Genomic DNA, 24,475 nt, shown 5'->3' with positions numbered 1-24,475 from the left:
AGTTTGCTATATAATATTTTGCAATACTATTTTCGAACTTTTCTTTTATTTTATAAACATACATTTTTTAACATGAAAAACAGACTAAAAAACCAACACGGTCATCCATGTTGGTTTTTCCATTTACTATCATAAATTAAAATTTCGCTGCTACTTTTTTAACGTTTTCTAGACCTTCTTCAACAATTTGTTGTGAACGATCTGGATATTGATTGTGCCCTTCAATTACAACTGTCTCTGGATTTGTAATTCCCCAGAATCCAAGTACAGTTGTTACGTAATTAACTGCCATTTCCATAGGAGCCATTTGCTCTGAAGAGTAATCTGAACCACGAGCACCTAACACAACTACTTTTTTACCACCAACTAAACCTTCTGGGCCATTTGCTGTATATTTAAACGTTTTTCCAGCTTGAGATAAGTATGAAATATATGTGATTAATGGTGCTGGTACTGTAAAGTTCCATAATGGGAATGCAAATACAACCTTATCAGCTTCTAAAAACTGATTTAAATATTGATCTACTGTAGCAACTGCCTTCTCTTCTTCAGCTGTTAACTCCATGCCTTGGCTACGTTTATATCCACCTGAAATCGCGATATTTCCGTAATAAGGAAGATCTAATGCAAATAAATCTAATTCCGTAATTTCTGTATTTGGATTTGCTTCTTTATAAGTACTTACAAATGTTTCATACATTTTTGAACTAACTGCTTGCTCCGCTGGACGATCGTTTGCTTTTACAAATAATACTTTTGACATTTTTTTATTCCCCTCTACATTCGTATTTTCTTCTTTTTTACCAAATAATGAGCTAAATAGTCCCATTTTCTTCACCTAATCTTTCTTTTCATATTCATTATTCATCATCATAAAAATTCTTATTCTAAGAAAAAGTTTCAATAGATACCTTAAGTTAAGCTATCAAAACTTTTTGTTATTTAATTACCTTATGTAAGTGATTGTAATATAGTTACTTACTTTAGTCAAGTAACTTTTAATAAAAAACAAAATCTCAATTTAAAAATATTAACTAAAATACAATTGAACACCAAATACATCTTTATTACTTGTATAATAAACTTAGAGAGGAAAATTCATATATAGAAAGGATTTATTCATGAGCACTATAGAAAAAATTCAAACTTTTATTATTCTTTTTGCTGTTACATGCGGCATCGTACTCGGACAATTTAATTTGATACATATGTATTCAGAACAATTTATTGTCCCCTTCTTATTTTTTATGCTATATGGATTATTCCTCAGCATCCCATTAAAAGAAATAAAAAACGGATTTCGCAATTTAAAATTTGCTGGAACAAGTCTTACTATTAACTTCTTATGGACCCCTTTACTCGCTTGGGGATTAGGAGCACTATTTCTTTCAGATCATCCAGCACTTTGGGTTGGATTTATAATGTTAATGGTTACTCCATGCACAGATTGGTACTTAATCTTTACTGAAATAGCGAAAGGAAATGTAGCACTTTCTACTGCAATTTTACCTGTAAATTTAATTTTGCAAGTACTACTCCTTCCAATTTATTTATTTTTATTTGCTGGTGTCATGAAAACTGTAGCGGTTTCTGTTTTAGTAGAAAGTATTGTTATCGTAATCGTCTTACCATTTATACTTGCACACGCTACAAAATTCATTATGAATAAACTGAAAAAAGCTGAAACACTCGAGAATAATCTCATTCCGTTTTTCAGCTCTGCTCAAATTGTATTTTTAAGTTTAGCAATATTAGCGATGTTTGCCTCACAAGGTAAGTACTTATTACAAAATATGAATGTTGTTTTATTGTTACTTATACCAGTATTACTGTTCTTCATGATTAACTTTATACTAGGACAGTTTGTAGGACGTATGATGCATTTATCCTATGAAGACACTGTAAGCCTAAGCTTAACAACATTAGCGAGAAATTCGCCTGTTGCACTCGCAATTGCTGTGACTGCTTTTCCAGATGAACCTCTTATTGCACTTGCACTCGTTATTGGACCGTTGATTGAGTTACCGGTACTAGCTTGTGTTTCACAAGTTTTGTTGCTTATTAAGAAAAAACGGCAATACGCATAATAAAAAACGTCCCATTTTGGGACGTTTTTTATTATGGAAAGATTACATACAACACTTATTTCTTATTTCTTATTTATCAATACAAATGAAATTACCGAAACTACAAACGTAATAATACCAATTGTAATAAAGTGAAACTTTAATCATTGGAGGTTTTGTTCATCCCCCAATGATTATTAGCCCTCACCACTCCCGCATTAACAGATCCTTTCTAATTAAAAATGATAGGAAACGTAAATATAACGAAAGCTGCCCAAAGTCCGTATATTGGCAAATACTTCGTAACGGCATCTTGGATAGCTTTTGGTCCTGATTTATTTTGCAAGAAACGCATATAGGCAAACATAATCCAAATGAGATTTGCCCAAATCAGTATGTTTACTCCTAAAACAGCAAGTCTATTAGGTGTAATCCCGTAAGAAGAAAGTCTAAATACTATGGCTGACAATGCGACAGTGTCAATAATAAGCGCCAGAACAATTAAGGAAAAATTTATATAATCTGAAATATTCTTTTTCTCGTCCGAGTCACTTTCAACGATAGAAAATATGGTAACAGCCAATACACCAAGGAGGATTCCGTTGAAGGCCATTAGGAAATTGTGATCCAAGAACGGATTTTTCCCGACCCAAATTACCGTTATAAGATAGATAAGCAACGTGATCAGGACGAGAGGACTAAAAATTTTAGATATGTATGGTGTAATATTTTTAGCAAGCTTAAGATTCATTGATACTAAGTATGCAGCCACAATAGCGAGAGCCGCTGCTCCAAATAAAACAACATTACTAAAATAGAATTCTCCTATATCTAAGTCAACAAAGCTAAATAAACGCATGGTGAATACTGCTAGTATCATTCCGCTCACTGCCATGCTGGCGTAGAGAAGACAATATTCTAAATTAAATTTTATATAGGCTAATCTTGTACTGCCTTTTGAATATTCATTTCCTGTAAACGCAAGCCCTACTAAGACCCATAAAAATATAGGAAGATGTAAATAAGCAAGAATGGTACTGTCTTTATAATTTAATGGCAACGTATTAAGATACATCCCGGAAATAAGGAACAACGCTGCAAGGGAATAAATAATACTTTTTTTGGGAGTATTATTGTAAACAAAATAAGCAGCAATAAAGGGAATTACACCAAAAGCCAAGTTAATTGGAGCAATTGCTTCCTGCTCAACAAAGTGGAAAATGATCCTGGTGCTTATGCCGGCCAGAATAGCTAAAAGGCCCATGAATAAGAAACCTTTTTGAAACAAAGATGTTTTTTCTTTATTTACTTTCTCCTTGAAATGCAACCTTTCATACCAAGCACCTAGAACCTGGGAATCAGGGTTTTGGTCCCATGCTTGTGAGAATGCTTTTTTAAAAGCTTTCGGATCTTTTCTATACATCTTCTCCAACTCATGGGGGTTATCCATATTTTTAACAATCAAATTGTTAATGTTCATAGTTATACCTCCTCTAATTTTAAAAATAAGGTTGTTACCTTTTAACAAAAGCACCTCACTCATTTATTATGATTTTGATTTTAATACAAAATTTATCGTTTTACAATAAAAAATTATTATTTAAAGGATTTTTTTATCGTTAAATTTTAAATAAAAGAAAAACAAAAGAGCATGACAGTTTTATGTCATGCTCTTTTAACAAATTAATTCTCAAATACAAAATTAATCTTATTATCTTTCCACTCTAATTTCGCATCAAACGTTTGCTCGCCCTTTTTAAAACCTTTAATTAAATCAGTCTTTTCACCTTTTAAGAGCTTTGTCATATTCTTTTGCGAAATTGTTTTACTTAATATCTTCTTTGAAATGGTGAAATCACATTGCGTTGTATTATAGTTAGAACAACCGTAAAACGTTGACTTATCAATTACATCACCATCACATTTTTTACAGCTACCAACCTTTTTACCCGTTGTAAATTTCGATCCTTTCCGTTCAATCGATTCAACATGTAGTCCCGTGAAATCCCACTTCTCAGACATTTCCACTGCGTCTTCAATAATTTTAGCTGATAGCTTTTTCGTCTGTTCCATAAATGTAGCTGGTGAAGCTGTACCTTCACCAATTTCCGCAAGACGTTGTTCCCATTTCGCAGTCATTTCCGGTGAAGCTAGTATTTTATCACCAATTGCGGTAATTAACACTTTTCCTTTATCAGTCGCATACACTTGGTTTTTCTTTACATCTATATACTTACGGTCTTTCAGCATCGTAATAATACCTGCGCGAGTCGCTTCCGTACCTAAACCTTCTGTTTTCTTTAATACTTTCTCCAGCTCTTCATTCTCTAAATACTTACCAGCTGTTTTCATTAACGTAATAAGTTGTCCTTCTGTATAGCGCTTCGGTGGCTGTGTTTTTCCTTCTTTCACTTTCACCTTTACAACTTTTCCTTCTTCGCCTTCAGCTACAATTGGAAGAATGGTTTCGTCATCTTTATCGTCTTGGAAAATAACTTTACGCCAACCTTCTTGAATTTGCTGTTTTCCTTTTGAAATGAATTCAGCACGTTCATCTACAAGCGTTACAATCGTTGTATAGTCAAAGATTGCAACTTCATAATGAGCTGCAATAAGCCTTCTTACGATCATATCGTATATTTTCTTTTCATCACCTGATAGTCTGCTTGGGTTTGTAACTTGCTCTGTCGGAATAATTGCGTAGTGATCTGTTACTTTCTTTTCATTTACATAACGCTTGTTATTCATAATGGATTCAACCGGAGCCGGTAATAAGCCTTTATATTCATCAAACTGACTTAACTTCTGTAAAATATCAGGGAACGTCGCTGCTTCTCCTTGTGTAACATAGTTAGAATCTGAACGTGGATAAGAAACAATCCCTTTTTGATAGAGTGCTTGCGTTATATCAAGCGTCTTTTTCGGTGAAAACTTAAAGGCTTTATTTGCCGTTGCTTGCAGTGATGATAAGTTAAATAAAAGCGGCGGCTGAAACTCTTTACGCTCCGTTTTCATTTCCTTCACAACAGCCGGTTTCCCTTGGCAAAATGCCGCAATTTTATTCGCCATATCAGGGTCTTTTAAGCGGGATTCATTATCCTTTTCCCATTTTCCGTCATATTTCTTTCCTTCTATATTAAAGGTTGCAAACACTTCCCAGAAAGGCTCTGACTTAAAGTTTTCAATTTCTTTCTCTCGCTTTACAATCAATGCTAACGTTGGTGTTTGGACACGACCAGCAGAAAATACATCATTCATTCCTTTTTTCTTTAACAAAATACTAAAGACACGTGATGCATTCATACCAACAACCCAGTCAGCGCAAGATCTTGTGTATGCTTCGTAATACGTATTAATTGTATCTGATTCATCAAGTAGATTTTTAAATCCTTGGTAAATAGCTTGCTTCGTTAAAGATGAAATCCATAGACGTTTCATCGGCTTTTGCACGTTACAAAGATTAATAATATTTCGTACAATCAGTTCCCCTTCACGCCCAGCATCGCCCGCGTGAATAATTTCTGTTACCTGAGGATTATGTAACAGCTGTTTCACTACGTTAAATTGCTTATACTTTGACTTTGTTACTTCAAATTGAAAACGTTCTGGAATCATCGGTAATGTATTAAGTGACCATTTTTTCCACTCTGCGTGATAATGCTCTGGATTACATAACTGCGTCAAATGACCAATTGCCCATGTACAGTACGCTCCATTTGGAAATAACTCATTCGCTTCTACCTCTAAATATCCATCTTTCCGGCGATATTTAAACTGTGAAACAAGAGCCAACCCTTGATCTGGTTTCTCGGCAATAATTAATTTCATTTTATAACTCCCTATCTGTATTCCAGTGTTACTTTCATTGTCTATATGTTTAGAAGCGATGATAAAACAACAATCTTATTTATCATTCGCGGTTTGTCTCGCAAATGGGAGACCTATAATATTATACGCTTATTCTTTATGCCTTCACAATAGAAACTCATAATATAACAATTTCTTTCACATGCTTATAATTAAAAAAGACGCCCTAAAAAATCAAGCGTTCCTTTGCTTACATCTATGAAATTGTGCAGATAATATGCAGATATTAATAAGCATAAGTACCCTCCATATAAACATATGATGAAATGAACGATAGGACAAGGAGGTATCATAATGTTTGCTTATACGTTAACTACCTTAACACTTTGCTGTACCTCGATTCTTATTACATCCTATATTTCTAAACGTAAGGGTACCCTAATGGAGTATATGGTATTTATTATGTCTTTTAGTATGAGTATCGGTTTAAGTATTGGTTTTTACTTAGGCATTCTCTTTAAGGGGGAATTACTATATTCTACTTTGCTTGCTATTTTAATTAGTGGTTTTATCGGTTTCTTAATCGGTCTACGTTTTCACCTATATACTGCTTTAGAAGGAATGTTCTCTGGATTAATGGCAAGTATGATGGGAGCAATGATTACAGAAATGTTAAACGCTCAACAAGCTCATAGTATATTGTTCATTAGCCTTTTACTTACTATAACGATTACTATGTCCTGTGTGATTCAATTATTATCGGAGAACTTTTCTACTTTTATCCAACAGCGTTTTTTGTTATTACTTTCAATTAGTGTAGTAATTATCGTTGCCGTATTCGCGACATTTCCAAATCATGCTCCTTCACCTGGGCATAATCAACATATACATTAGTACTTGCAACAAAAATGAATAAGCAGCTATCCATAGGATAACTGCTTCCTATTATTCTGGCTTATTAGGAATGTTTTGGTTTGGAACATAGTCAGATTTATAATCTGTATAGTTCACTTCCGTTACCATCCCTGCTGAAGCATGGTGTAAATCGTGACAGTGGAACATCCACTCACCCGGATTGTCTGCTACAAAGGCTACTTCATATTCTTCACCCGGTTTTAAGTTCAATGTATCTTTTACAATTGGAGAACCTTCTATCGGTTTTCCATCTTTACTCAACAACTGGAAAAAGTGTCCGTGTAAATGCATTGGGTGATCATCCATTTTAGAACGATTTACCAATCTCACTTTTACTAAATCACCCTTTTTCACTTGAATTGGGTCAATATCCGGAAATACCTTTCCGTTAATTGTATATACCATTTCATTTCCATTCATTTGCGTATTTAAGTCCATATTATATGTGGCAGTATACTCTTGATTTAACGTGAAACTACCTAATTTTTTAGTACCATATTTCATTATATCTACTTTCGGTAATTTTTCTTTTTCGTCTGTTTTATCTTTCATCTCTTTGCTGCCATCATACTCAATAACAGCTTTCATTCCTTTTGCACCTTTATTTTTTGAATGGTCTTCAACATACCATTTCCCAGGATTATTAGCAGTAAATTCAATATCATAACGTTCACCCGGTGCGATTGAAATTACTTTATCCTTTATAACTTTTGGATCGTTTATTGGTTGACCATCTGTCGCAATTACTTTTATATCATGACCGTGAACATGTATATCATGTGATAGATAACCAGCATTAACGAGTCGAAGACGAACTTTATCTCCCTTATTCACTTTCAATGGCACTACTAAATCACCGCTTTTTCCATTGATTGTGAATAAATCATACATACTCATATCATGACCTTCCATCTTCATATTTCCATGGTCCATTCCTGTCATATTGCCAGAGTCTTTTTGATCACTGCCCATGTCCATACCGGAATGATCCATGCCGTTCTTATCGTCATTCTTTTTCGTATTTTCATCACCTTTAGATTTATTACCTATTTGCCCTTTTGTCATTTCTTTTAACTGCTTTTTAATTTCTTCTTTATCTGTAACCCATTCATCCAACATTAATGTGTAATCTTTATCATATTTTTCCTTTGTATCTTCTACAATGAGCGCTCCATACAAACCTCTCTCTAATTGATTTACAGAATCTTGATGCGAGTGATACCAGTACGTTCCTTGTACGTTCGCTTCAAATTCGTAAGTGAAACTTTTTCCTGGTTCAACCGCATCTTGTGTCACGCCTGGAATTCCATCCATGTTATTTGGGACAGGATATCCATGCCAATGAATAGATACTGGTGCAGATAATTCATTTTTTAATGTCACTTTCACCTTTTCACCTTTTTTCACCCGAATTTCTGGACCAGGAGATGAGCCATTAAATGTCCAGACTGGAACAATAACACCGTTACTTAATTTTTGCTTTTCTTCTTTCGCAATTAAAGTAACTTCTGGTCCTTTTTCAACCTTCAATGGTGTTGTAGCTGTTTCAGTCTGTAGTGTTTTTTTATCATTCATATTTTTATGATCATTTGTTGTATTTGTCGTCACAGAACAGGCAGCAATTAAAAATATTACAGAGACTGTAACGGCTCCTAATACAAATCGCTTCATGGAAAATCCCTCCTTTTTCTTTTTCAAAATCATTATAGAAGTTGATTTTCAAGAAAATAAGGAGATGTAATTAGATCTTACGTAAGCTAATTGGAAGATTACTAAAAGCGGAGACATTACAAGAGGCGAATATTTTAGAAATACAAAATATTTTCCTTGTAGCGACTATACTAGCCGTTCTCGTATTTGTTTTGACGTTATTTCTTAAGAAACAATAACACTGCTATTATTAAATAAGAAAAATGTAGCTAAAATGCTCTTCACAAAAGAACTTACATTTTTGTATAATAAGAACTAATGTTCCTTACAAGAAGACAATAGACTCAAATTACACAAATATATCAAATAGAAGAGGATTGATATACGATGAAAATTGATAGACCAAAAATTTCACCAGAGTTATCTTCAAAGAATTTTCAAGATATTTTTTATGAAGAAGATCCAACATTAGAAGTGTGTGAAATTATAGACTCCACTTTCGAAAATGAATCTGTAGATAGAGTGCGATTGTATGATGCAGTGATAAAGAATTGTAAATTCACTAATACAGACTTTAGCAATATTGATATTACAGATGTTTGTTTTGAAAACTGCGATTTATCAAATGTTAATTTAAGCAATTCTTCTGTTCATAGAGTCGAATTTAAAAACAGTAAATTAATCGGGGTTAATTTTGCAGAATCTAGCTTAGGAAATGTTAAATTTGAGAATTCAATTTTGAATTTAGCAGCATTTGGGAATTCTAAACTAGAAAAAATTATATTTAATGAAACTTCATTAAATAATGCAGATTTTTTTGACTGTAAACTTAAAAAAGTTGAATTCCAATTATGTAGTCTTGATGAAGCTAATTTTGATCAGACATCACTGAAGGGGATAGATATTAGTTCTTCTACCTTTGATACACTTACAGTTTCAGTGAACGATTTAAGAGGATGTAAAGTATCAACATATCAAGCTGTTCAGTTTGCAACTTTATTAGGATTAATAATTAAAGATTAGTATTTCGAAGATAAAAGAACCCTATCCCGAATCCTGGATTTTTTAATTGTCCACGATTCGAGATAAAGTTCAAATAAATTAGTGATGACTTTTTTATTATTTAACTACAGCTTGGTTTCCTTTTACATGTTCATTATTTACACTCATAAATTCTTCAATTTCTTCAACTTCTCTAATGATATCTTTTGATAAGTTTTCATACCCGTCTTTCGTTACAAGAATATCATCTTCTATTCGAATACCGATCGACTCTTCCTCAATATAAAGACCAGGTTCAATTGTTATAACCATACCTTCTTCTAACACTCTATCTTTATATGTTCCTACATCATGTGTATCTAAACCAAGGAAATGGCTGACACCATGATAATAGTATTTTGATAACTCTTCATCTTCTTGAATTAAACCAATTGCTTTACACTCTTCTGCCAGCACCTTTTTTGTATGCTCATTTAATGCAGCGAACTTTAATCCTGGCTTAATAATCTCTGTTGTTTCTTTTAATGCCTTTAATACAATATTATAAATTTGTTTTTGACGACTAGAGAATGTTCCATTTGCCGGGAATGTATAACTAATATCAGCGTTATAGTAGTCTTTTTGAGCACCTAAATCTAGCAATACTAAATCACCATTTTGAATTTGTGCATCATTATCTTCATAATGAAGAACTGTAGCATTTTTACCACTTGCCAAAATTGTATTGAACGCATGGTGCTTAATGCCAGATGATTTCAGTGTAAAATCAAATTGAGCTTCTAATTCATACTCCATCATACCTGCTTTTGCATGCTTAAGTACGTTGTAAATACCGTCTTGCGTTATAGCAATCGCTTCTTTAATAATTTCAATTTCTTCCTCTGTTTTAAATACTCGTAATTCACAAATGTTCGGATATACATTACCAATTGTTACGTGTGGGTATTGTTCTCTTACATGTTTAGCAAATGCTAATGTTTTTGTCTCCGTACCATTCCACTCACGACGTTCTATATCTAAATATAGATGCTTCGCATTTTCTGTAAAAAGTATATTTGACATTGTCTTTTCAAAGCTATCTAAATATACAACTTTCTTTATACCTGAAATTCCCTCTGCTTCTTCGCTAGAAACTGTTTTCCCAACCCATTTTTCCATTACTGGATCTGATTTTTCAATAAAAAGTGTCTCTTCTACACTATTCCCAAACTTTTTTAGCATAAAAATAACATTTGGTTCATCGATTCCCGTTAAGTAGTAAAAATTACGATTCGGTACAAATTTATAATGTGCATCAGCTGACATATGCGGTGCTTGTCCCGCAAATAAAATCGTAACGGATTCATCAGGTAATGTTTTCGTTAGTCTTTCTCTATTTTGAGCGAAAAATGTTGATTTCATAATAATCCCCCTAGCGTTTTATGTATAATTGTGAAACTAATTATTCAATACACTTTATTCTATTATTGTTATAATTTTTCGTCAATTTTTAACTTATTTTTAGATAGTATTGACACAAACAACTAAACAAGTTACAATAACTATAAATTAGTAAGTTACTAATTTAATTTAAAACAAGAGGTGAACAAAATGCAAAATATTTTATTCCGTATTAATGAATTATCAAAAAAAGAAAGAACATCTGGATTAACAGTTGATGAAAAACAAGAACAACAAATGTTGCGTCAAAACTATACACAAACATTTCGTGGAAGCTTAGATTCCATTTTATTAAACACAAAAATTGTTGATCAAAATGGTCTTAACGTTACACCAGCCGCATTACAAGATGCTCAAATACGTTTAAAATTAAGCAAATGAGTTCCACGCTAAAGAATTCTAATAAAACATAAACAGAGCTGGATTTCCTATATAGAAATTCCAGCTCTGTTTATTGTCTTTTTTAATTTAGTAAACGAGCGATACATCGCAATTCTCCACGACACAATCATCGCAAATGCAAGTAAGAAAAACATTCCGCTTAACTCTGCCAAATCAATTGATTGGCTTAAATATGACTTTAATGCCACGCGTACAGCTAATAAGCCTACTAAAATAAATATGAATGCTTTTGACGGTTTCATAAATATATGTTCGCCTTTTATTTCGAACTTAGTTGTTTTAATAAGAAAAATAGAAAAGATAAGCCCTATACTAATTGCCTCAACTATTTCTAACGATGTTAATCGAAACTCTGGTAAAAAGTACATCATTGCGCCTGTACTCATAAAAATTGGCGGCAATATAATTTTCTTTTTCGTTACCGGCTTTTTCGCTGCTTTAAAACGTAGAAACATTACCCCAACAGCCATACAAACTGCTACGACACTTGATAAAAGTACTATCATACTTTCCACTCCTATCTATTTAAATGACTTTTTTAGCAAAATCATAAACCAAACGAGCCCGATACTTATAATAACATGACCTAATCCAGCCATATGGCTTAAACCGTAAAAGTCAGTTCCATTTACTTGTAGAAGACCTCTCCATAGCATTGTAACAATAGTAAAGATTACTCCTACATTATAAACAACAAACCATGCACAAAAGCTCTTTGTTTCTTGTACATGAAACACTTTACATAAAGCTAAAGCAATTAAAAAGAATACAAAACCGAGCACTAATACATGTGTATGCACTAATTGCAACATTGTGGATCCTTTAATTCCTTGTGCTTTCGAATATTCTCTTGCAAATACACCTGATAATAAACCAATAATTAAGTAAATAAATGTCGCATTATATAATTTCTTCATTTTATTCCTCCTGTTGTAAACTTTCTATATTCGCTACAATCATTTTACGGAAAGTTTATGAACGGAATATGAATAAAATATTACATCCTATTTTCAAATAAAAAGCCATTTTGTTTATATTGGTTTACCCATTTCAAAATTACGGTGTCTCTTATACCAATAGCTTTACTAATTTCTCGGTAACTTTCATTTCCGTTCAAATAACGTTGAACGATGTATATTTTTTCATCAGTTGTGAATTTAACCATAGAAAAACTGCACCTCCAATTGTTAGACTGTGTCTAACAATTGGGGTGCAGTTCAGTTTTTAATGGTGGGATGCTCTTTTATAATTTATTCATTATTGATTATTTTCCATCCTGTAAGTTTCTAGCTTAATTTAAACCATTGCTTCAGTTTCTATAATTACTAAAATTACCCTTTTCTCATAACCGTCTAATATTCCTAGAATTTCCGGGATTTTTGAGTTCATGCGGTTAAGCCCTCTCAATTATTTTAGAACTTAACTAATCTTAGTTTGTAACTCCATTCCAAACATCGACATCATTATCATCTAAAATGGCTTTGATTTTATCTTTCTCAAAAACTACCAGATATTCATAAGGTAAGGCTAAAACTTGAATAATTGAAGGTCTAATTTTTAGTAGCTGATATGCGTAATATGCTTCTAATTCACCGTCAGTTTCTTCTGTTTCATCGACAGGACCGATATACCAACCAGAATCACCTTTGTCACAATCCCTAGCTCTTTGTAAATAAACCTCATCTAGTTGTAACACATTTTTTGAAGTCACTATTTTATCGCTAAACTTTATTGTTTCACCGTCAATATTTAACTGACGTAAACAATGTACTTGTTCTAATTGCACCCATAAAGCAATTGTTAGATCATCTGTAGTATCCTTAAATGGATTTTTTGTATAATCTGGGGCAATAATATGATACCCATCTTCACGTTTGGATAGAACAAAAATAGACCAACCAACTTGCATAGAAAATCTATCAACTAATTTGTTATCTTCTACTTTAGTTAGCAAATACAATAACTTTTCTATCTGGGGGCCTAAATGTTCTTCTGCTGTAGCTATTATCTTTTTACCACCTATATTTTTAACTATTGTTTTCAATGGATTGTAACCTCTCTTTTATTGATTTTTTCAAAGCTTCTCTAGCCACTGCTTCACGTTCTAACATTTCTAGTCTTATAATTTCCGGAACCTTACCGTATTTAGGGTGCCCCGGCCATGTACTCCAATCTTTTGCATTCTTAGAAGCATTTGTTGGTTTTCCAAGTCCAACAAAGTTTACATCCATATTAAGCACTTCTATTTGTTGTTCTCTCGGTAATAGGTCAAAACCTTCCATGTCCGTTATTTCTTTCATTGAAACAATGTGGTCAGCTTCAAGTTTTTCCACTTCATAACCATATACAGGATCAATTTTGGGTACGTCTGTATTTACGCTTTTTCTTATCCTATTATTGGGTGTTCTCTTCCTTAAATCTTTATATTCCTCTTTTGAAACCGCAAATTGATTTAATAAGTCTTTCGCTTCTTGGTATGCCCCACCAAGTTCATATTTTATAGAACTTTCTCCAACATCAGCATAAGCCAAACGGTTTCCAGTGTTCAACTTAAAATCAGTTAATACATTTCTATATGCAGCAGAATTAGTCATAAACGACTTTCCTTTTGCTAGGTTGCCAGCGATTGCTAACTTCCCTGCTTGTCCTGCTTTACTAAGACCTTTATCACCAATAAAACCTGTTAATAATGATGCTACACCATAGGCAGCATAGTGCTCTCTACTTTCCATATCTCCGTTCCAGAAATCATTAATAAATGAATCTGATAAAGTATTCCATGCAGCAGGAAGTGTTTCTTTATAATTAATAATTGCATCTCGCATGTTTAACCACGTTTCTTTATCGCCTAAAGCTACGAATCCTTCCCATGCATCTACAGCACCATCTACAAAACCTGTAGAAATACCAGTCCATGCATCACTTAGATCCTTTTTCTCTCTTTCCCAAGCCTTCTCGAAGTCAGATTTAGGCGAAATTTTACCGCACATTGCACCTTCTTCAATTGAATTATCAGCCTGACGATTCCTATCTTCTGTAATCGCCTGGATAGAAGTCGTCCACTCCATATTCAATCCTTGTATACTAAATGTACCACTTGCAGGACTAAAACCTTTTCCACTTTGTACTTCTGCAAGACCTGTAGCAATACTATTAGCTAATTGAATTGCTGTAGCATAGTTATTGCTAGACGTTTGATTAAATTCATGTAGATGGTCTAACTTTTCTTGAAGTTTTTTCCTCATGACAGTAAAAAGATTTGCCATAGCGTCTATACCTGGTATTGGCATAGTTTGAGTGATGGCTTCCATACTTGCTTTCATTCGGTCAATCTCTCGAATTTGTTCTAATATTTCTTGTTCAATTACATCTGCCTGAGCTACTTGTGATTGAAATTGACTTGGAAATGCATCGTTCTGACGTATTAATTCTTCACATAAGTATATGATTCCTTGTGCTAAAGGGCGAAAGGTTTCTGCGAAAAATGCTTTTGCACTATCGTAAGTTTGCCCTTGTAGAACGGTATCACTTGTAAAAGCATCAATCGATTGAATGGCTTGTTCCATACCTTGAATGGTAGCTGTACATACAGCATTCATGCTTTGAGTTTGGCTTTGTACTTCTCCCAAATACATATTTAAACTCATGCATTGACCTCCCTTGCTAATTGTTGTTGCTGGTAGGATAGGTCGTTTTCTGAATCACTAAGGTCTCGTCTTTCTTTAAGTAATGTTTCTTTTTGATTTTCTAATTCAAATGTAAGTTTTCGCTCAATGTGTTGTGCTTCTTGACGGATATTTATAAAGAAATGAGATAACTCTTTATCGTTGTGCCAAGTTTCTAAAATACGGTTAAATAAGCGGTTGCTTCGATTTTTCAATTCGTGAAAATCAGCTTCCGCTTGTTCCTGAGTTCGAAGCGCAGATTGATTTCGGTCCTGTTCTTCAAATACACTTCGTAATTTTTGATTTAACTGTTTAATTTGTTTTTTGATATCTCGATCCATTTTTTTCCTCCTAAAGTTTTATCTTTACGAAGGTGGTCATATTAGCGGAAAGTATTGTGAAGCTCGTGATCCATTCTCTCAAACTCTTTGGCTACCGAATGAATATTATCGACCGCTTGTTGAAAGGCGGTGGAAAATTGTTTCGTCAAATCTAAAACTTGTTGGTTCGCTTCTTGTGCTTTTGAATTAACTGAAAGCGTAGTACGTGTCGCCTTTTTTATAGAACGATTTGTTGCGCTTTGGATTGTATCTGAAGCTGCCCTCATTTGCGTTGCGATTTGTGTAGCGCTTTGAAAATTACTTTGAAATTGTCCCATCGTATAAACCCCTTCTATACTTAATAGAGCATGAAAATTATACCATATTAGTATAGATTTTTATATTGATAGAGAACCTTTGTTGGTAGGGCGTTTTTTAGAGTACGAAAGGTAATTCAATTATAAAAATAGCCTATCATCTTTTAATATTAATTGGGAATTTATAATGTACTTACACTACATTAATATTTAATATTTATTTTTTAAAATTTCACATGTGGTAAAATAATAAATTGATGAAAAAGGGGACGAAATATCAGTAAATAATTCACCGCAATATAAAGTAAAAAACTGCACCTCCAATTGTTATTCGTGTCTAACAACTGGAGGTGCAGTTCACTTTTCAACTTATTTTAGATTTTCTATTGTGAAAGCACCCGGAAGTAACTGCTCAACAGTCACTTCTTTTTCATCACCTTTTACATTCGTTAATAATACAGGCATTTTCGGGTCACAGAATTCAGCAATTACTTGTCTACACGCACCACATGGTGAAATCGGTCCATCAGTTTCTCCTGTAATAACTAAGTAACTAAAATCGCGCTCACCTTCTGATACTGCTTTAAATATTGCTGTTCTTTCTGCACAGTTACATAAACCGTAAGAAGCATTTTCTATATTACAACCAGTATAGATTTTCCCTTCTTTCGTAACTAACGCTGCGCCAACAGGAAATTTAGAATACGGAATATACGCTTTCGATAACATCTTGTTTGCTTCTTCAATATATTTTTTCTTATCCATATTATTTCCCCCTCAAAGTAAATGAAATAATGATTAGTCAGTAATAACTGTATGAACTAATTTAGGAGCCACTGCTGTTTCAGCGATAGAGATGTTCTCATAAATTTTTGCTTTTACATCTTCTACATTTTCACGATTTGCGTAGATTGTTACGAACGGCTCGCCTTCTTTTACTGCATCGCCAACTTTTTTGCGTAACATTAAACCTACTGCTAAATCAATTTCATCTTCTTTTGTTGCGCGGCCAGCACCAAGTAACATAGCTGCGATACCGATTTCATCTGCAACAATGTTAGAAATAACACCTGAAGTTTTTGCAGGTACATCAATTACATACTTCGCTTGTGGCATTTTTTCTGGATTGTCTACAATTGAGCTATCTCCGCCTTGATTGCTTAAGAACTCTTTAAATTTCTCAGTTGCTTTTCCGTTTTTCATCACTTCAATTAGCATTTCACGAGCTTCTTCTAACGTATTTGCTTTTTTCGCAAGTACGACCATTTGACTTCCTAATACAAGTACTAATTCTGTTAAATCTTCTGGACCTTCACCTTTTAACGTATCAATTGCTTCTTTCACTTCTAGAGCATTACCAATCGCAAACCCAAGAGGTTGTGACATATCTGAAATAACTGCCATTGTTTGACGTCCTACGTTATTTCCGATACGTACCATTGCATGTGCTAATTCTTTTGCATCTTCTTCTGTTTTCATAAATGCACCAGCACCTGTTTTTACATCAAGTACGATTGCGTCAGCACCAGCTGCAATTTTTTTACTCATAATTGAACTTGCGATTAAAGGAATTGAGTTAACAGTTCCTGTTACGTCACGTAATGCATAAATCTTTTTATCTGCAGGCGTTAAGTTTCCTGTTTGTCCAATAACAGCTACTTTGTCACGGTTTACAATATCGATGAACTGCTCTTTCGTAATTTCAACGTGGAATCCTTCTACCGCTTCTAATTTATCAATTGTTCCGCCAGTATGTCCTAAACCACGACCAGACATTTTTGCTACTGGTACGTCTAAAGCAGCAACTAATGGTCCTAATACTAAAGTTGTTGTATCACCAACACCGCCAGTTGAATGTTTGTCTACTTTAATTCCTTCAATTGCTGATAAGTCGATCGTTTCTCCAGACTCAACCATCGCCATCGTTAAATCTGCACGTTCGCGATCTGTCATATCTTTAAAGAAGATTGCCATTGCAAGTGCACTCACTTGATAATCAGGAATACTTCCGTCTGTATATCCATTAATAAAGAATTTGATTTCTTCAGTCGTTAATTCTTTGCCGTCACGTTTTTTCGCGATAATATCTACCATTCTCATTACAATCACCATTCCTTTTTATATTATATGAATCTATTAAAATAATAATCCAACGATTGTTGCTGATAAGAAACTTACTAACGTTGCACCGAATAGTAATTTCAAACCAAATCTTGCGACTACATTCCCTTGCTTTTCATTTAAGCTCTTAACTGCCCCTGCAATAATCCCAATTGAAGAGAAGTTTGCAAATGAAACTAAGAATACAGATATAATCGCTGTCGTTCTATCTGAAAAATTAAAGTTTCCTTGTGCTAAATCTGTCATAGCGACAAATTCATTTGATACTAATTTTGTTGCCATAATATTTCCGGCATTAACTGCTTCATGCCATGGAACACCCATAATAAATGCAAATGGTGCAAATACATAACCAAGAATTTCTTGGAATGAAATACCGATTACACCTTTAAATACTGCATTAATGAATGCGATAAGAGCTACGAAACCAATTAACATAGCTGCTACTGTAATCGCAACTTTAAATCCATCAATAATGTATTCCCCTAATACTTCAAAGAAAGTCTTCTTCTCTTCTTCTTGTACTTCTAACATATCTTCTTCCTCAGTAACTTCATATGGGTTAATGATAGAAGCAATGATGAAGCCACCGAATAAGTTAAGCACTAAAGCGGTTACAACATATTGTGGTTTTAATAACACCATATATGATCCAACAATAGACATAGAAACTGTAGACATTGCTGATGCACATAATGTATACATTCTTTTCTCTGGCAATAACCCTAGTTGTTTCTTAACTGAAATAAATACTTCAGATTGTCCTAAAATCGCAGATGCAACAGCGTTATATGATTCTAGTTTCCCCATTCCATTTACTTTACTTAATGCTAGACCGATAGATTTCACAATAATAGGTAATACTTTAATATGTTGCAAAATACCTATTAAGGCTGATATAAATACGATTGGCATTAATACACTTAAAAAGAACGAAAACTCTTTTTGATTTACTAATCCACCAAATACGAAATTCACACCGTCAGCGGCATATTTTAATAGCTCTCCAAAACCATCTGCTATTCCGCTAATTAATATATTCCCTACACTTGTATTTAATAATAGAAACCCCAAAATGAATTGTAATATAACCATCGTTATGATTGGACGATATTTGACTTTCTTTCTATCATTACTAGCAAGCCAAGCGATACCTAAAATCAATACGAGGCCAAAAACACCGATTAAGTATTTCATAAGCCGTTTCCTCCCATTCGTATCCGCTTACATTTTTTTCAATTATTAAAGCAATAGATATACTTTAAACGTATATCTATTGCTTTAAGCTTTTATCGATTAGTAGTTATCTGTAGCACCTTTTGCATCATTTAATACGATTGCAACACTAGCACTTGCTCCAACGCGAGAAGCTCCAGCAGCTACCATTTTGTCTGCATCTTCACGTGTACGAACACCGCCAGATGCTTTTACACCAACGTTTGGTCCTACTGTTTTACGCATTAATGCGATATCTTCAGCAGTTGCTCCGCCAGTTGAGAATCCAGTTGAAGTTTTTACGAAATCAGCACCAGCTTTTACTGATAATTCACAAGCGCGTACTTTCTCTTCATCTGTTAATAGGCAAGTTTCAATGATTACTTTTACAAGAGCTTTTCCTTTTGCTGCTTGTACTACTTCATAAATGTCTTTTTCAACAAGTTCGTTGTCGCCATCTTTCAAAGCGCCTACGTTGATTACCATATCAACTTCAGTTGCACCTTTCGCGATAGCATCTTTTGTTTCAAATGCTTTTGTTTCAGTAGTGCTTGCTCCTAATGGAAAACCGATTACAGTACAAACGTCTACATCATGTCCAGCTAGTTCATCAGCCGCTAATTTTACCCATGTTGGGTTAATACAAACAGAAGCGAATTTATATTCCTTTGCTTCTTCGATTACTTTCATAACATCTTCTTTAGTAGTATTAGCTTTTAAAATTGTATGGTCAATTAACTTTGCAATGTTCATTATCTTCACTCCTCATATCTTTTAACAACTTCATTCTAACTCTTAGTTGAACAAATGTAAATACACTTTTGAAATTTTGTTCATTCTTTTTAAAAAGGAATTTTCCTGTAGTAAGTAAAGCTCATTCTAACTAAGAAACATTTCCTATTTAAAATCAAAACTTTTATATTAACAATGGTAGTATGTATCTCCATATCCATAATTATTTTTAAGAAGGCAATTTGTGTTCAAAAAAAAACACCTATCATTCATACATAACAAAATAAAAGGCGTTCTCAAAATTAACATTTTGAGAACGCCTTTTATTTCTAATCTTTTTGATAATGTAACAATTCTTTTGCTGTATGCTGATCGATAATTAATACATTTGCATACCCGCCACGTAACGCACCATCAATTGCTTTTATTTTTCTATTACCACCTGCAACTAAAATAGAGCGTTTCTTTAATTTCAGTTCCTCTAACTCAATTCCAATGGTCCGCTTATTAATTTCTTCACTACTAATATTTCCGTCTCCATCAAAGAAACGTGAACAAATGTCACCGACCGATTGTTTTTTGAGTAAACTTGTTTCCTCCTTATCGAAATAACCTAATCGGAATAATAGCGCTTCATCTCGCACTGTTCCTACAGTAAAAATTGCAATATTCGCTTGCTTCCCCATTTCGATAATGTGATGAATATGTCGATCCTGCTCTACTAATTCTTTTGTCACAGCATTATCAAATATAACTGGAAGAGGTAGATTTCTTGGCGTCGTTTGAAAAGCATCTGCAAATAAAGCTATCGTCTCATTCGCATATGTATTTACACTCGAGTGACTAATACCACCTTTTAGCTGGACAACCTCTACCCCTTTTACATGTTGCGGTACGATTTTTCTAGCGATTTCATACATTGTCATTCCCCAGCTTACACCAACGATATCACCAGTTTTAACTGTCTTTTCCATATACTCAGCTGCATATTTACTAATATACTCTGTAATCGTTGCATATTCCGGCACTGGAGAAAACACAACATGTGCCTCTAACAAGTTGTACTTTTCTTTCAGTAAATTCCCAACGTTATCTAAATCCGCAAATGGATCGGCGATGCTAATTTGAACAAACCCTTTTTCTTTCGCGTACTTTAACAATCTAGAAATCGTCGGTCTTGAAATATTTAATTTGTTAGCAATTTCTTGCTGACTATAATCTGATTGATAATATAATCTTGCAACTTCAACGCTTAATTGTTGTTTATCTTTTTCCATAGTAACTCATTACAAATCCCTTCCTGTATTTCCCTTTCGTTACAAGCATTATACAGCTTTATGCAAAAAAATTCGACTACCGAATTTTATCTAACTGAACTTTTATTCCACTTATTATATACAATGAAACCGTTCAATAAGAAACATGAAACATCGTCTAAAAACTACCTTTGCTAAAAACTATTCAAATACCCCTTATAAACAGAAGATACTGGTTATAAGGGGTATTTATTCAATTTAATTTTATAAAAATTGGATGAAAACAATGCAAGTTCCCACTTATTTAGAATAAGTGAAAAGATGATGTTTTATTTGTTCAATAAAATAATGATGGTGTATATTATCGTTAGATACTCGACTTGCCATAATAGCCCCCTCCATTGAAGATGCAAGAAAGGAAGCGAGTGATATAACCTCTATATCTTCTTTAAGTTCTTGTTTCTCTATTCCTTCTTTTATGAGAGAAGCCATTAACATTACTGTATCATCATAACCTTTTGCTGCTGCTTTTTGTAATTCTGGAAATACTCCAGTACTTTCAATTGCGCTATTAAGTAATGGACAGCCTCCAGCAATAGGAGGATTATTAGCTGCATCTTGATATACAAGGAAAATTGCAAGGACTTTATCGATTGCTGTCTTTTTATTTTCCATTGCTTTATGAAAATGACTCCACATAATCTCACCACTTTTGTCGTAGGCAGCAAGGACAATTTCTTCTTTACTTTTGAATCTACGATAAATAGATCCCTTAGGTAGTTCAGTAGCTGTCATTATATCCTGTATGGATGTGCGAGTTATCCCATTAGTATTAAATAAATATAAAGATGTTTCAATAATTTTTTCTTTAATCTTATCAACTTTAGTCATACTTTGTAATCCTCCTAATAAAAACGAGCTTAATATTCCAGGTGATATTTACCATCTATTTTCTTGAATTTTTTTGTAAGTATAAATAAGTTTGGAACAAAAATATATTATCCATCCCTATATTATGTGAACCTCAAACAATACAGTTTGAAAAGAGGTAATCAAATTGTATTATCTATATCATTCAAATGAATTTTCTGTCAAAATTAACATGTCCAATTATTTAATTCAGTCCTGTTATACAACTAATTTCACCTACAATCGTAGAAGGTGTAAAAATATATAGTTAATTTTAACGTATAGACTATGATTATTATATATAATTTTTATTAATATGTTTAGCTAAAGTGTTTGAACTACCCCCACTTTCACTTCATTCTATAAAAGATTAACCATTAATGATTACTGGAATTAAATTGTAACAAAGCAACTGAAATATAAATATATTTGCTTTTTACCATTTTGATTTTGTTAAAAGGGTTTAAAAAACTAGAAACTTGTAGTATCATTAGATTTCGATTCAGACCGAACCGTCCGGTTTGTAATATAAATATATTTAGAAGGAGAACGTTATGCAGAAAGAAAAATCAAAGATTATAGGTAATTTAATTACGGGGGCAATAAAGTGAACTTTATAAGAATGAATAAAAAAGAAATTATTATGCTAATAGTTTATACAATGTTTGCACTACTTCAAATTGGCTTGTTCATATTATTTGGCCTATCACTTTTAACTAACAGCAATTTAGTTGAATCAGAATTTGCTCTTAGTGCCATCGGTTTGACTGTACCTGCTATTGTAGGAATAATTTTCTTTAGGAAAGAAATTATTGAAAGTTTTACTTATTTTAAAGAGAAAACAATTTTGAAAATAGTAAGTATTCCTATGGTGGTTTTATTTACGGTAATTGTGGAACAGTCTGTTATGCATTTTCTAGCAACTGATCAGCCAGAGAACCAAGAACAGCTCCTTGAAACAGGTACGGGGATACCTCTTATTTTCACATTGCTAGTATTTGGTATTCTAGGACCATTGCTTGAAGAAATTGTGTTTCGTCATATAATATTAAATCGTTTTTCACATTATATTGGTACTGCTATTGCATCTATCATTTCGATTATAATTTTTACAGTTCTTCATACGAACCAGCTTTCGGATATTGCTATTTATTTACCTGGCTCGGTGATACTTACTGTGGCTTATCTTATTTCTAACAGATCCATTGCATATGTTATGGCGATACATATGTTAAATAATTCTATCACTTTTATTCAATTACATATGTCATAACAAGACATATGTAATTGAAGGTTTTGATGCAAAAATACTCTATGTTTCTATCGAGTATTTTTTGGCACCAGAACCACTTTTCTAAGGCATAAGAAATCTTATCAAAACTATAACTTATTAGGAGAGTGTCAGTCATGATTGTAACAACAACTTCTGGAATTCAAGGTAAAGAAATTATTGAGTATATTGATATTGTAAATGGTGAAGCTATTATGGGTGCAAACATTGTCCGCGATTTATTCGCTTCAGTTCGTGATGTTGTCGGTGGCCGTGCTGGTGCTTATGAAAGTAAGCTAAAAGACGCTCGTGATATTGCGATGGACGAAATGAAAGAACTTGCAAAACAAAAAGGTGCGAACGCTATCGTCGGCATTGACGTAGATTACGAAGTTGTTCGTGATGGAATGTTAATGGTTGCTGTAAGTGGTACAGCTGTACGTATATAAATAAATAAAAAAACGGTTCCCCTTGGAATTTATACTTTGAGGGGAAATCCTGGTTCTGTTGCAGATTTTAAAGAATAACAAGAGATGTTGATAAATCATTGTACGTCGAAAAAACACAGTTTGAGTGTAAACTGTGTTTTTTTATATAGAGGCACCATCCCATCACTATCAAGCTAAAATTTTGTGTTAACTTGTACAAAATGTCCATTTTTTCGCTTTGGGGTAATTTTGAATCCTTAAGTTTATGGGCATGTGGCGTTACCCTAATACTGTACAACTTTTTTATAAATGGTTGTAAGGTTCTACGTTTTTGACCATTCTGTACAACGATAACTTTGGTTTATTGATTTCACCTGTAATCTGGTAGCCTATCCTCTGATACAATTTAATGGCAAGTTGGTTCTCTTTCTTTACTGTCAGAGAGCATTTGGCAAAGCCTTGCAGCGAAGCTTGTTCCTCAGCAAACTCAATTAATCTGGTACCTATCCCTAGTCCTCGACTTTCGGGCAGTAAGGCAATTGTTCCGATGTGAAACTCGTCATCTTCTCCCTCCTTCAAGGTAAACATGGAATAGAGCATTTTGATATTCAGAATGTTATAAACAATAAAACCCAGCTTTCGGAACGAAAGCAGCTGTTTAAAAGTGGGCCAGGCAAGACGATTTAAAACGGGTATGGGATAGCAAGTAATCATCCCTAAAGTTTTCCCGTTCATTTGAGCTTCATAGGCGTATTGATGACTAAAACGGTTGTTCTCCTGCCGCCATAGCTTACAAAATGTCCAATCGACTGTGTTCTTCTCCTCAGATCCTGCAAGTGGAAACGCCATGTATTCCAATGCCATTACATTTAGCTGGGCGCCGACCATGGATTGATGAACAGCCTTTACAATAGAGATTTTATTCATTATCCTATTGCTCCTTTTCACTTTCTATATTAT

24 protein-coding genes and 1 pseudogene are annotated in these 24,475 nt (G+C 33.6%); 6 read left to right on the top strand and 19 right to left on the bottom strand.

The genetic code is table 11. From position 1 onward, the window contains the following. Positions 1-136: 136 nt before the first annotated feature. Positions 137-829, bottom strand: a complete 693-nt coding sequence (locus JFU02_RS29015; protein WP_000522528.1) for an FMN-dependent NADH-azoreductase — start codon at positions 827-829, stop codon at positions 137-139. Positions 830-1,121: 292 nt separating this feature from the next. Here JFU02_RS29015 and JFU02_RS29010 point away from each other — a divergent pair, with 292 nt between their 5' ends. After that, positions 1,122-2,087, top strand: coding sequence for an arsenic resistance protein (locus JFU02_RS29010; RefSeq protein WP_098838334.1), 966 nt, complete (start codon positions 1,122-1,124; stop codon positions 2,085-2,087). Positions 2,088-2,298: 211 nt separating this feature from the next. On the opposite strand, the gene JFU02_RS29005 is transcribed toward JFU02_RS29010, so the two are convergent. Together JFU02_RS29005 and topB are read right to left on the bottom strand one after the other, a co-directional pair. Continuing rightward, positions 2,299-3,546, bottom strand: a complete 1,248-nt coding sequence (locus tag JFU02_RS29005; protein ID WP_201072006.1) for a DUF4153 domain-containing protein — start codon at positions 3,544-3,546, stop codon at positions 2,299-2,301. A gap of 203 nt (positions 3,547-3,749) precedes the next feature. Next, positions 3,750-5,894 (bottom strand): DNA topoisomerase III, encoded by a 2,145-nt coding sequence (gene topB, locus JFU02_RS29000; RefSeq protein WP_098285430.1) that lies wholly within the window; start codon positions 5,892-5,894, stop codon positions 3,750-3,752. 333 nt (positions 5,895-6,227) lie between these two features. On the opposite strand from topB, the gene JFU02_RS28995 reads away from it, so the two are divergent. Beyond that, positions 6,228-6,767 (top strand): hypothetical protein, encoded by a 540-nt coding sequence (locus tag JFU02_RS28995; protein ID WP_098285431.1) that lies wholly within the window; start codon positions 6,228-6,230, stop codon positions 6,765-6,767. Between the two features lie 51 nt (positions 6,768-6,818). Here JFU02_RS28995 and JFU02_RS28990 read toward each other — a convergent pair whose 3' ends face one another. Further along, on the bottom strand, positions 6,819-8,459 hold the full coding sequence (locus JFU02_RS28990; protein ID WP_201072003.1) for a multicopper oxidase family protein: 1,641 nt from the start codon (positions 8,457-8,459) through the stop codon (positions 6,819-6,821). Between the two features lie 366 nt (positions 8,460-8,825). Here JFU02_RS28990 and JFU02_RS28985 point away from each other — a divergent pair, with 366 nt between their 5' ends. After that, positions 8,826-9,461, top strand: a complete 636-nt coding sequence (locus JFU02_RS28985) for a pentapeptide repeat-containing protein (protein WP_000687268.1) — start codon at positions 8,826-8,828, stop codon at positions 9,459-9,461. A gap of 96 nt (positions 9,462-9,557) precedes the next feature. Here the strand turns inward: JFU02_RS28985 and JFU02_RS28980 are convergent, their stop codons facing one another. Continuing rightward, complete coding sequence (locus JFU02_RS28980; protein ID WP_097960251.1) at positions 9,558-10,841, bottom strand: aminopeptidase P family protein; 1,284 nt, start codon at positions 10,839-10,841, stop codon at positions 9,558-9,560. Positions 10,842-11,030: 189 nt separating this feature from the next. Between JFU02_RS28980 and JFU02_RS28975 the strand changes: the two genes are divergently transcribed. Further along, entirely contained in the window at positions 11,031-11,261 is a 231-nt protein-coding gene (locus tag JFU02_RS28975; RefSeq protein ID WP_001179621.1) for a DUF896 domain-containing protein, read from the top strand. Between the two features lie 47 nt (positions 11,262-11,308). On the opposite strand, the gene JFU02_RS28970 is transcribed toward JFU02_RS28975, so the two are convergent. From JFU02_RS28970 to JFU02_RS28910, 13 genes and pseudogenes are all read right to left on the bottom strand, one after another. After that, the gene (locus tag JFU02_RS28970; protein WP_098838332.1) at positions 11,309-11,788 is read right to left on the bottom strand and encodes a CcdC family protein; all 480 of its coding nucleotides are present in this window, start codon (positions 11,786-11,788) and stop codon (positions 11,309-11,311) included. A 15-nt stretch (positions 11,789-11,803) separates the two neighbouring features. Then, entirely contained in the window at positions 11,804-12,199 is a 396-nt protein-coding gene (locus JFU02_RS28965; protein ID WP_029442003.1) for a DUF2871 domain-containing protein, read from the bottom strand. A 104-nt stretch (positions 12,200-12,303) separates the two neighbouring features. Then, a pseudogene (locus tag JFU02_RS28960) lies at positions 12,304-12,447 on the bottom strand (transposase); the annotation flags it as partial. A 264-nt stretch (positions 12,448-12,711) separates the two neighbouring features. Further along, complete coding sequence (locus JFU02_RS28955) at positions 12,712-13,326, bottom strand: immunity protein Imm33 domain-containing protein (RefSeq protein ID WP_000849724.1); 615 nt, start codon at positions 13,324-13,326, stop codon at positions 12,712-12,714. Beyond that, complete coding sequence (locus JFU02_RS28950) at positions 13,310-14,929, bottom strand: T7SS effector LXG polymorphic toxin (RefSeq protein WP_029442002.1); 1,620 nt, start codon at positions 14,927-14,929, stop codon at positions 13,310-13,312. The genes JFU02_RS28955 and JFU02_RS28950 overlap by 17 nt, the downstream gene beginning before the upstream one ends. Then, the gene (locus tag JFU02_RS28945) at positions 14,926-15,288 is read right to left on the bottom strand and encodes a DUF3958 family protein (RefSeq protein WP_000373354.1); all 363 of its coding nucleotides are present in this window, start codon (positions 15,286-15,288) and stop codon (positions 14,926-14,928) included. The genes JFU02_RS28950 and JFU02_RS28945 overlap by 4 nt, the downstream gene beginning before the upstream one ends. Before the next feature lie 41 nt (positions 15,289-15,329). After that, positions 15,330-15,605 carry a TIGR04197 family type VII secretion effector gene (locus tag JFU02_RS28940; RefSeq protein ID WP_000529649.1) on the bottom strand — a complete coding sequence of 92 codons (276 nt, stop codon included), beginning with the start codon at positions 15,603-15,605 and terminating at the stop codon, positions 15,330-15,332. Between the two features lie 348 nt (positions 15,606-15,953). After that, positions 15,954-16,349, bottom strand: coding sequence for a cytidine deaminase (locus tag JFU02_RS28935; RefSeq protein WP_000358535.1), 396 nt, complete (start codon positions 16,347-16,349; stop codon positions 15,954-15,956). A 33-nt stretch (positions 16,350-16,382) separates the two neighbouring features. Further along, entirely contained in the window at positions 16,383-17,684 is a 1,302-nt protein-coding gene (locus JFU02_RS28930; protein WP_001983022.1) for a pyrimidine-nucleoside phosphorylase, read from the bottom strand. A 36-nt stretch (positions 17,685-17,720) separates the two neighbouring features. Next, on the bottom strand, positions 17,721-18,902 hold the full coding sequence (locus JFU02_RS28925) for a NupC/NupG family nucleoside CNT transporter (RefSeq protein ID WP_000876186.1): 1,182 nt from the start codon (positions 18,900-18,902) through the stop codon (positions 17,721-17,723). A gap of 99 nt (positions 18,903-19,001) precedes the next feature. Next, positions 19,002-19,673, bottom strand: coding sequence for a deoxyribose-phosphate aldolase (deoC, locus tag JFU02_RS28920; RefSeq protein WP_001017441.1), 672 nt, complete (start codon positions 19,671-19,673; stop codon positions 19,002-19,004). Between the two features lie 308 nt (positions 19,674-19,981). Then, positions 19,982-20,929 carry a sugar-binding transcriptional regulator gene (locus JFU02_RS28915; protein ID WP_000409790.1) on the bottom strand — a complete coding sequence of 316 codons (948 nt, stop codon included), beginning with the start codon at positions 20,927-20,929 and terminating at the stop codon, positions 19,982-19,984. Positions 20,930-21,208: 279 nt separating this feature from the next. Continuing rightward, complete coding sequence (locus tag JFU02_RS28910; protein ID WP_098447967.1) at positions 21,209-21,799, bottom strand: TetR/AcrR family transcriptional regulator; 591 nt, start codon at positions 21,797-21,799, stop codon at positions 21,209-21,211. A gap of 625 nt (positions 21,800-22,424) precedes the next feature. On the opposite strand from JFU02_RS28910, the gene JFU02_RS28905 reads away from it, so the two are divergent. After that, positions 22,425-23,090 carry a CPBP family intramembrane glutamic endopeptidase gene (locus JFU02_RS28905; RefSeq protein WP_086407303.1) on the top strand — a complete coding sequence of 222 codons (666 nt, stop codon included), beginning with the start codon at positions 22,425-22,427 and terminating at the stop codon, positions 23,088-23,090. Between the two features lie 134 nt (positions 23,091-23,224). Then, positions 23,225-23,536 carry a heavy metal-binding domain-containing protein gene (locus JFU02_RS28900; RefSeq protein ID WP_000637505.1) on the top strand — a complete coding sequence of 104 codons (312 nt, stop codon included), beginning with the start codon at positions 23,225-23,227 and terminating at the stop codon, positions 23,534-23,536. A gap of 282 nt (positions 23,537-23,818) precedes the next feature. On the opposite strand, the gene JFU02_RS28895 is transcribed toward JFU02_RS28900, so the two are convergent. Beyond that, positions 23,819-24,442, bottom strand: a complete 624-nt coding sequence (locus JFU02_RS28895; protein WP_097960716.1) for a GNAT family N-acetyltransferase — start codon at positions 24,440-24,442, stop codon at positions 23,819-23,821. Positions 24,443-24,475 lie beyond the last annotated feature (33 nt).

It is taken from the genome of Bacillus sp. TH13, assembly GCF_016651175.1.
GTDB lineage: Bacteria > Bacillota > Bacilli > Bacillales > Bacillaceae_G > Bacillus_A > Bacillus_A thuringiensis_S.
This window is presented reverse-complemented; position numbering and strand designations above follow the sequence as displayed.

Bases quoted from the DNA above. Each gene is read 5' to 3' on its own strand.
- JFU02_RS28950 (WP_029442002.1), bottom strand. From the start codon at position 14,929: ATGAGTTTAAATATGTATTTGGGAGAAGTACAAAGCCAAACTCAAAGC.
- JFU02_RS28990 (WP_201072003.1), bottom strand. From the start codon at position 8,459: ATGAAGCGATTTGTATTAGGAGCCGTTACAGTCTCTGTAATATTTTTA.
- JFU02_RS29010 (WP_098838334.1), top strand. From the start codon at position 1,122: ATGAGCACTATAGAAAAAATTCAAACTTTTATTATTCTTTTTGCTGTT.
- JFU02_RS28995 (WP_098285431.1), top strand. From the start codon at position 6,228: ATGTTTGCTTATACGTTAACTACCTTAACACTTTGCTGTACCTCGATT.
- JFU02_RS28935 (WP_000358535.1), bottom strand. From the start codon at position 16,349: ATGGATAAGAAAAAATATATTGAAGAAGCAAACAAGATGTTATCGAAA.
- JFU02_RS28985 (WP_000687268.1), top strand. From the start codon at position 8,826: ATGAAAATTGATAGACCAAAAATTTCACCAGAGTTATCTTCAAAGAAT.
- JFU02_RS28945 (WP_000373354.1), bottom strand. From the start codon at position 15,288: ATGGATCGAGATATCAAAAAACAAATTAAACAGTTAAATCAAAAATTA.
- deoC (WP_001017441.1), bottom strand. From the start codon at position 19,673: ATGAACATTGCAAAGTTAATTGACCATACAATTTTAAAAGCTAATACT.
- JFU02_RS28965 (WP_029442003.1), bottom strand. From the start codon at position 12,199: ATGAAGAAATTATATAATGCGACATTTATTTACTTAATTATTGGTTTA.
- JFU02_RS28980 (WP_097960251.1), bottom strand. From the start codon at position 10,841: ATGAAATCAACATTTTTCGCTCAAAATAGAGAAAGACTAACGAAAACA.
- JFU02_RS28900 (WP_000637505.1), top strand. From the start codon at position 23,225: ATGATTGTAACAACAACTTCTGGAATTCAAGGTAAAGAAATTATTGAG.
- JFU02_RS28975 (WP_001179621.1), top strand. From the start codon at position 11,031: ATGCAAAATATTTTATTCCGTATTAATGAATTATCAAAAAAAGAAAGA.
- JFU02_RS29015 (WP_000522528.1), bottom strand. From the start codon at position 829: ATGGGACTATTTAGCTCATTATTTGGTAAAAAAGAAGAAAATACGAAT.
- JFU02_RS28915 (WP_000409790.1), bottom strand. From the start codon at position 20,929: ATGGAAAAAGATAAACAACAATTAAGCGTTGAAGTTGCAAGATTATAT.
- JFU02_RS29005 (WP_201072006.1), bottom strand. From the start codon at position 3,546: ATGAACATTAACAATTTGATTGTTAAAAATATGGATAACCCCCATGAG.
- JFU02_RS28930 (WP_001983022.1), bottom strand. From the start codon at position 17,684: ATGAGAATGGTAGATATTATCGCGAAAAAACGTGACGGCAAAGAATTA.
- JFU02_RS28910 (WP_098447967.1), bottom strand. From the start codon at position 21,799: ATGACTAAAGTTGATAAGATTAAAGAAAAAATTATTGAAACATCTTTA.
- topB (WP_098285430.1), bottom strand. From the start codon at position 5,894: ATGAAATTAATTATTGCCGAGAAACCAGATCAAGGGTTGGCTCTTGTT.
- JFU02_RS28970 (WP_098838332.1), bottom strand. From the start codon at position 11,788: ATGATAGTACTTTTATCAAGTGTCGTAGCAGTTTGTATGGCTGTTGGG.
- JFU02_RS28925 (WP_000876186.1), bottom strand. From the start codon at position 18,902: ATGAAATACTTAATCGGTGTTTTTGGCCTCGTATTGATTTTAGGTATC.
- JFU02_RS28940 (WP_000529649.1), bottom strand. From the start codon at position 15,605: ATGGGACAATTTCAAAGTAATTTTCAAAGCGCTACACAAATCGCAACG.
- JFU02_RS28895 (WP_097960716.1), bottom strand. From the start codon at position 24,442: ATGAATAAAATCTCTATTGTAAAGGCTGTTCATCAATCCATGGTCGGC.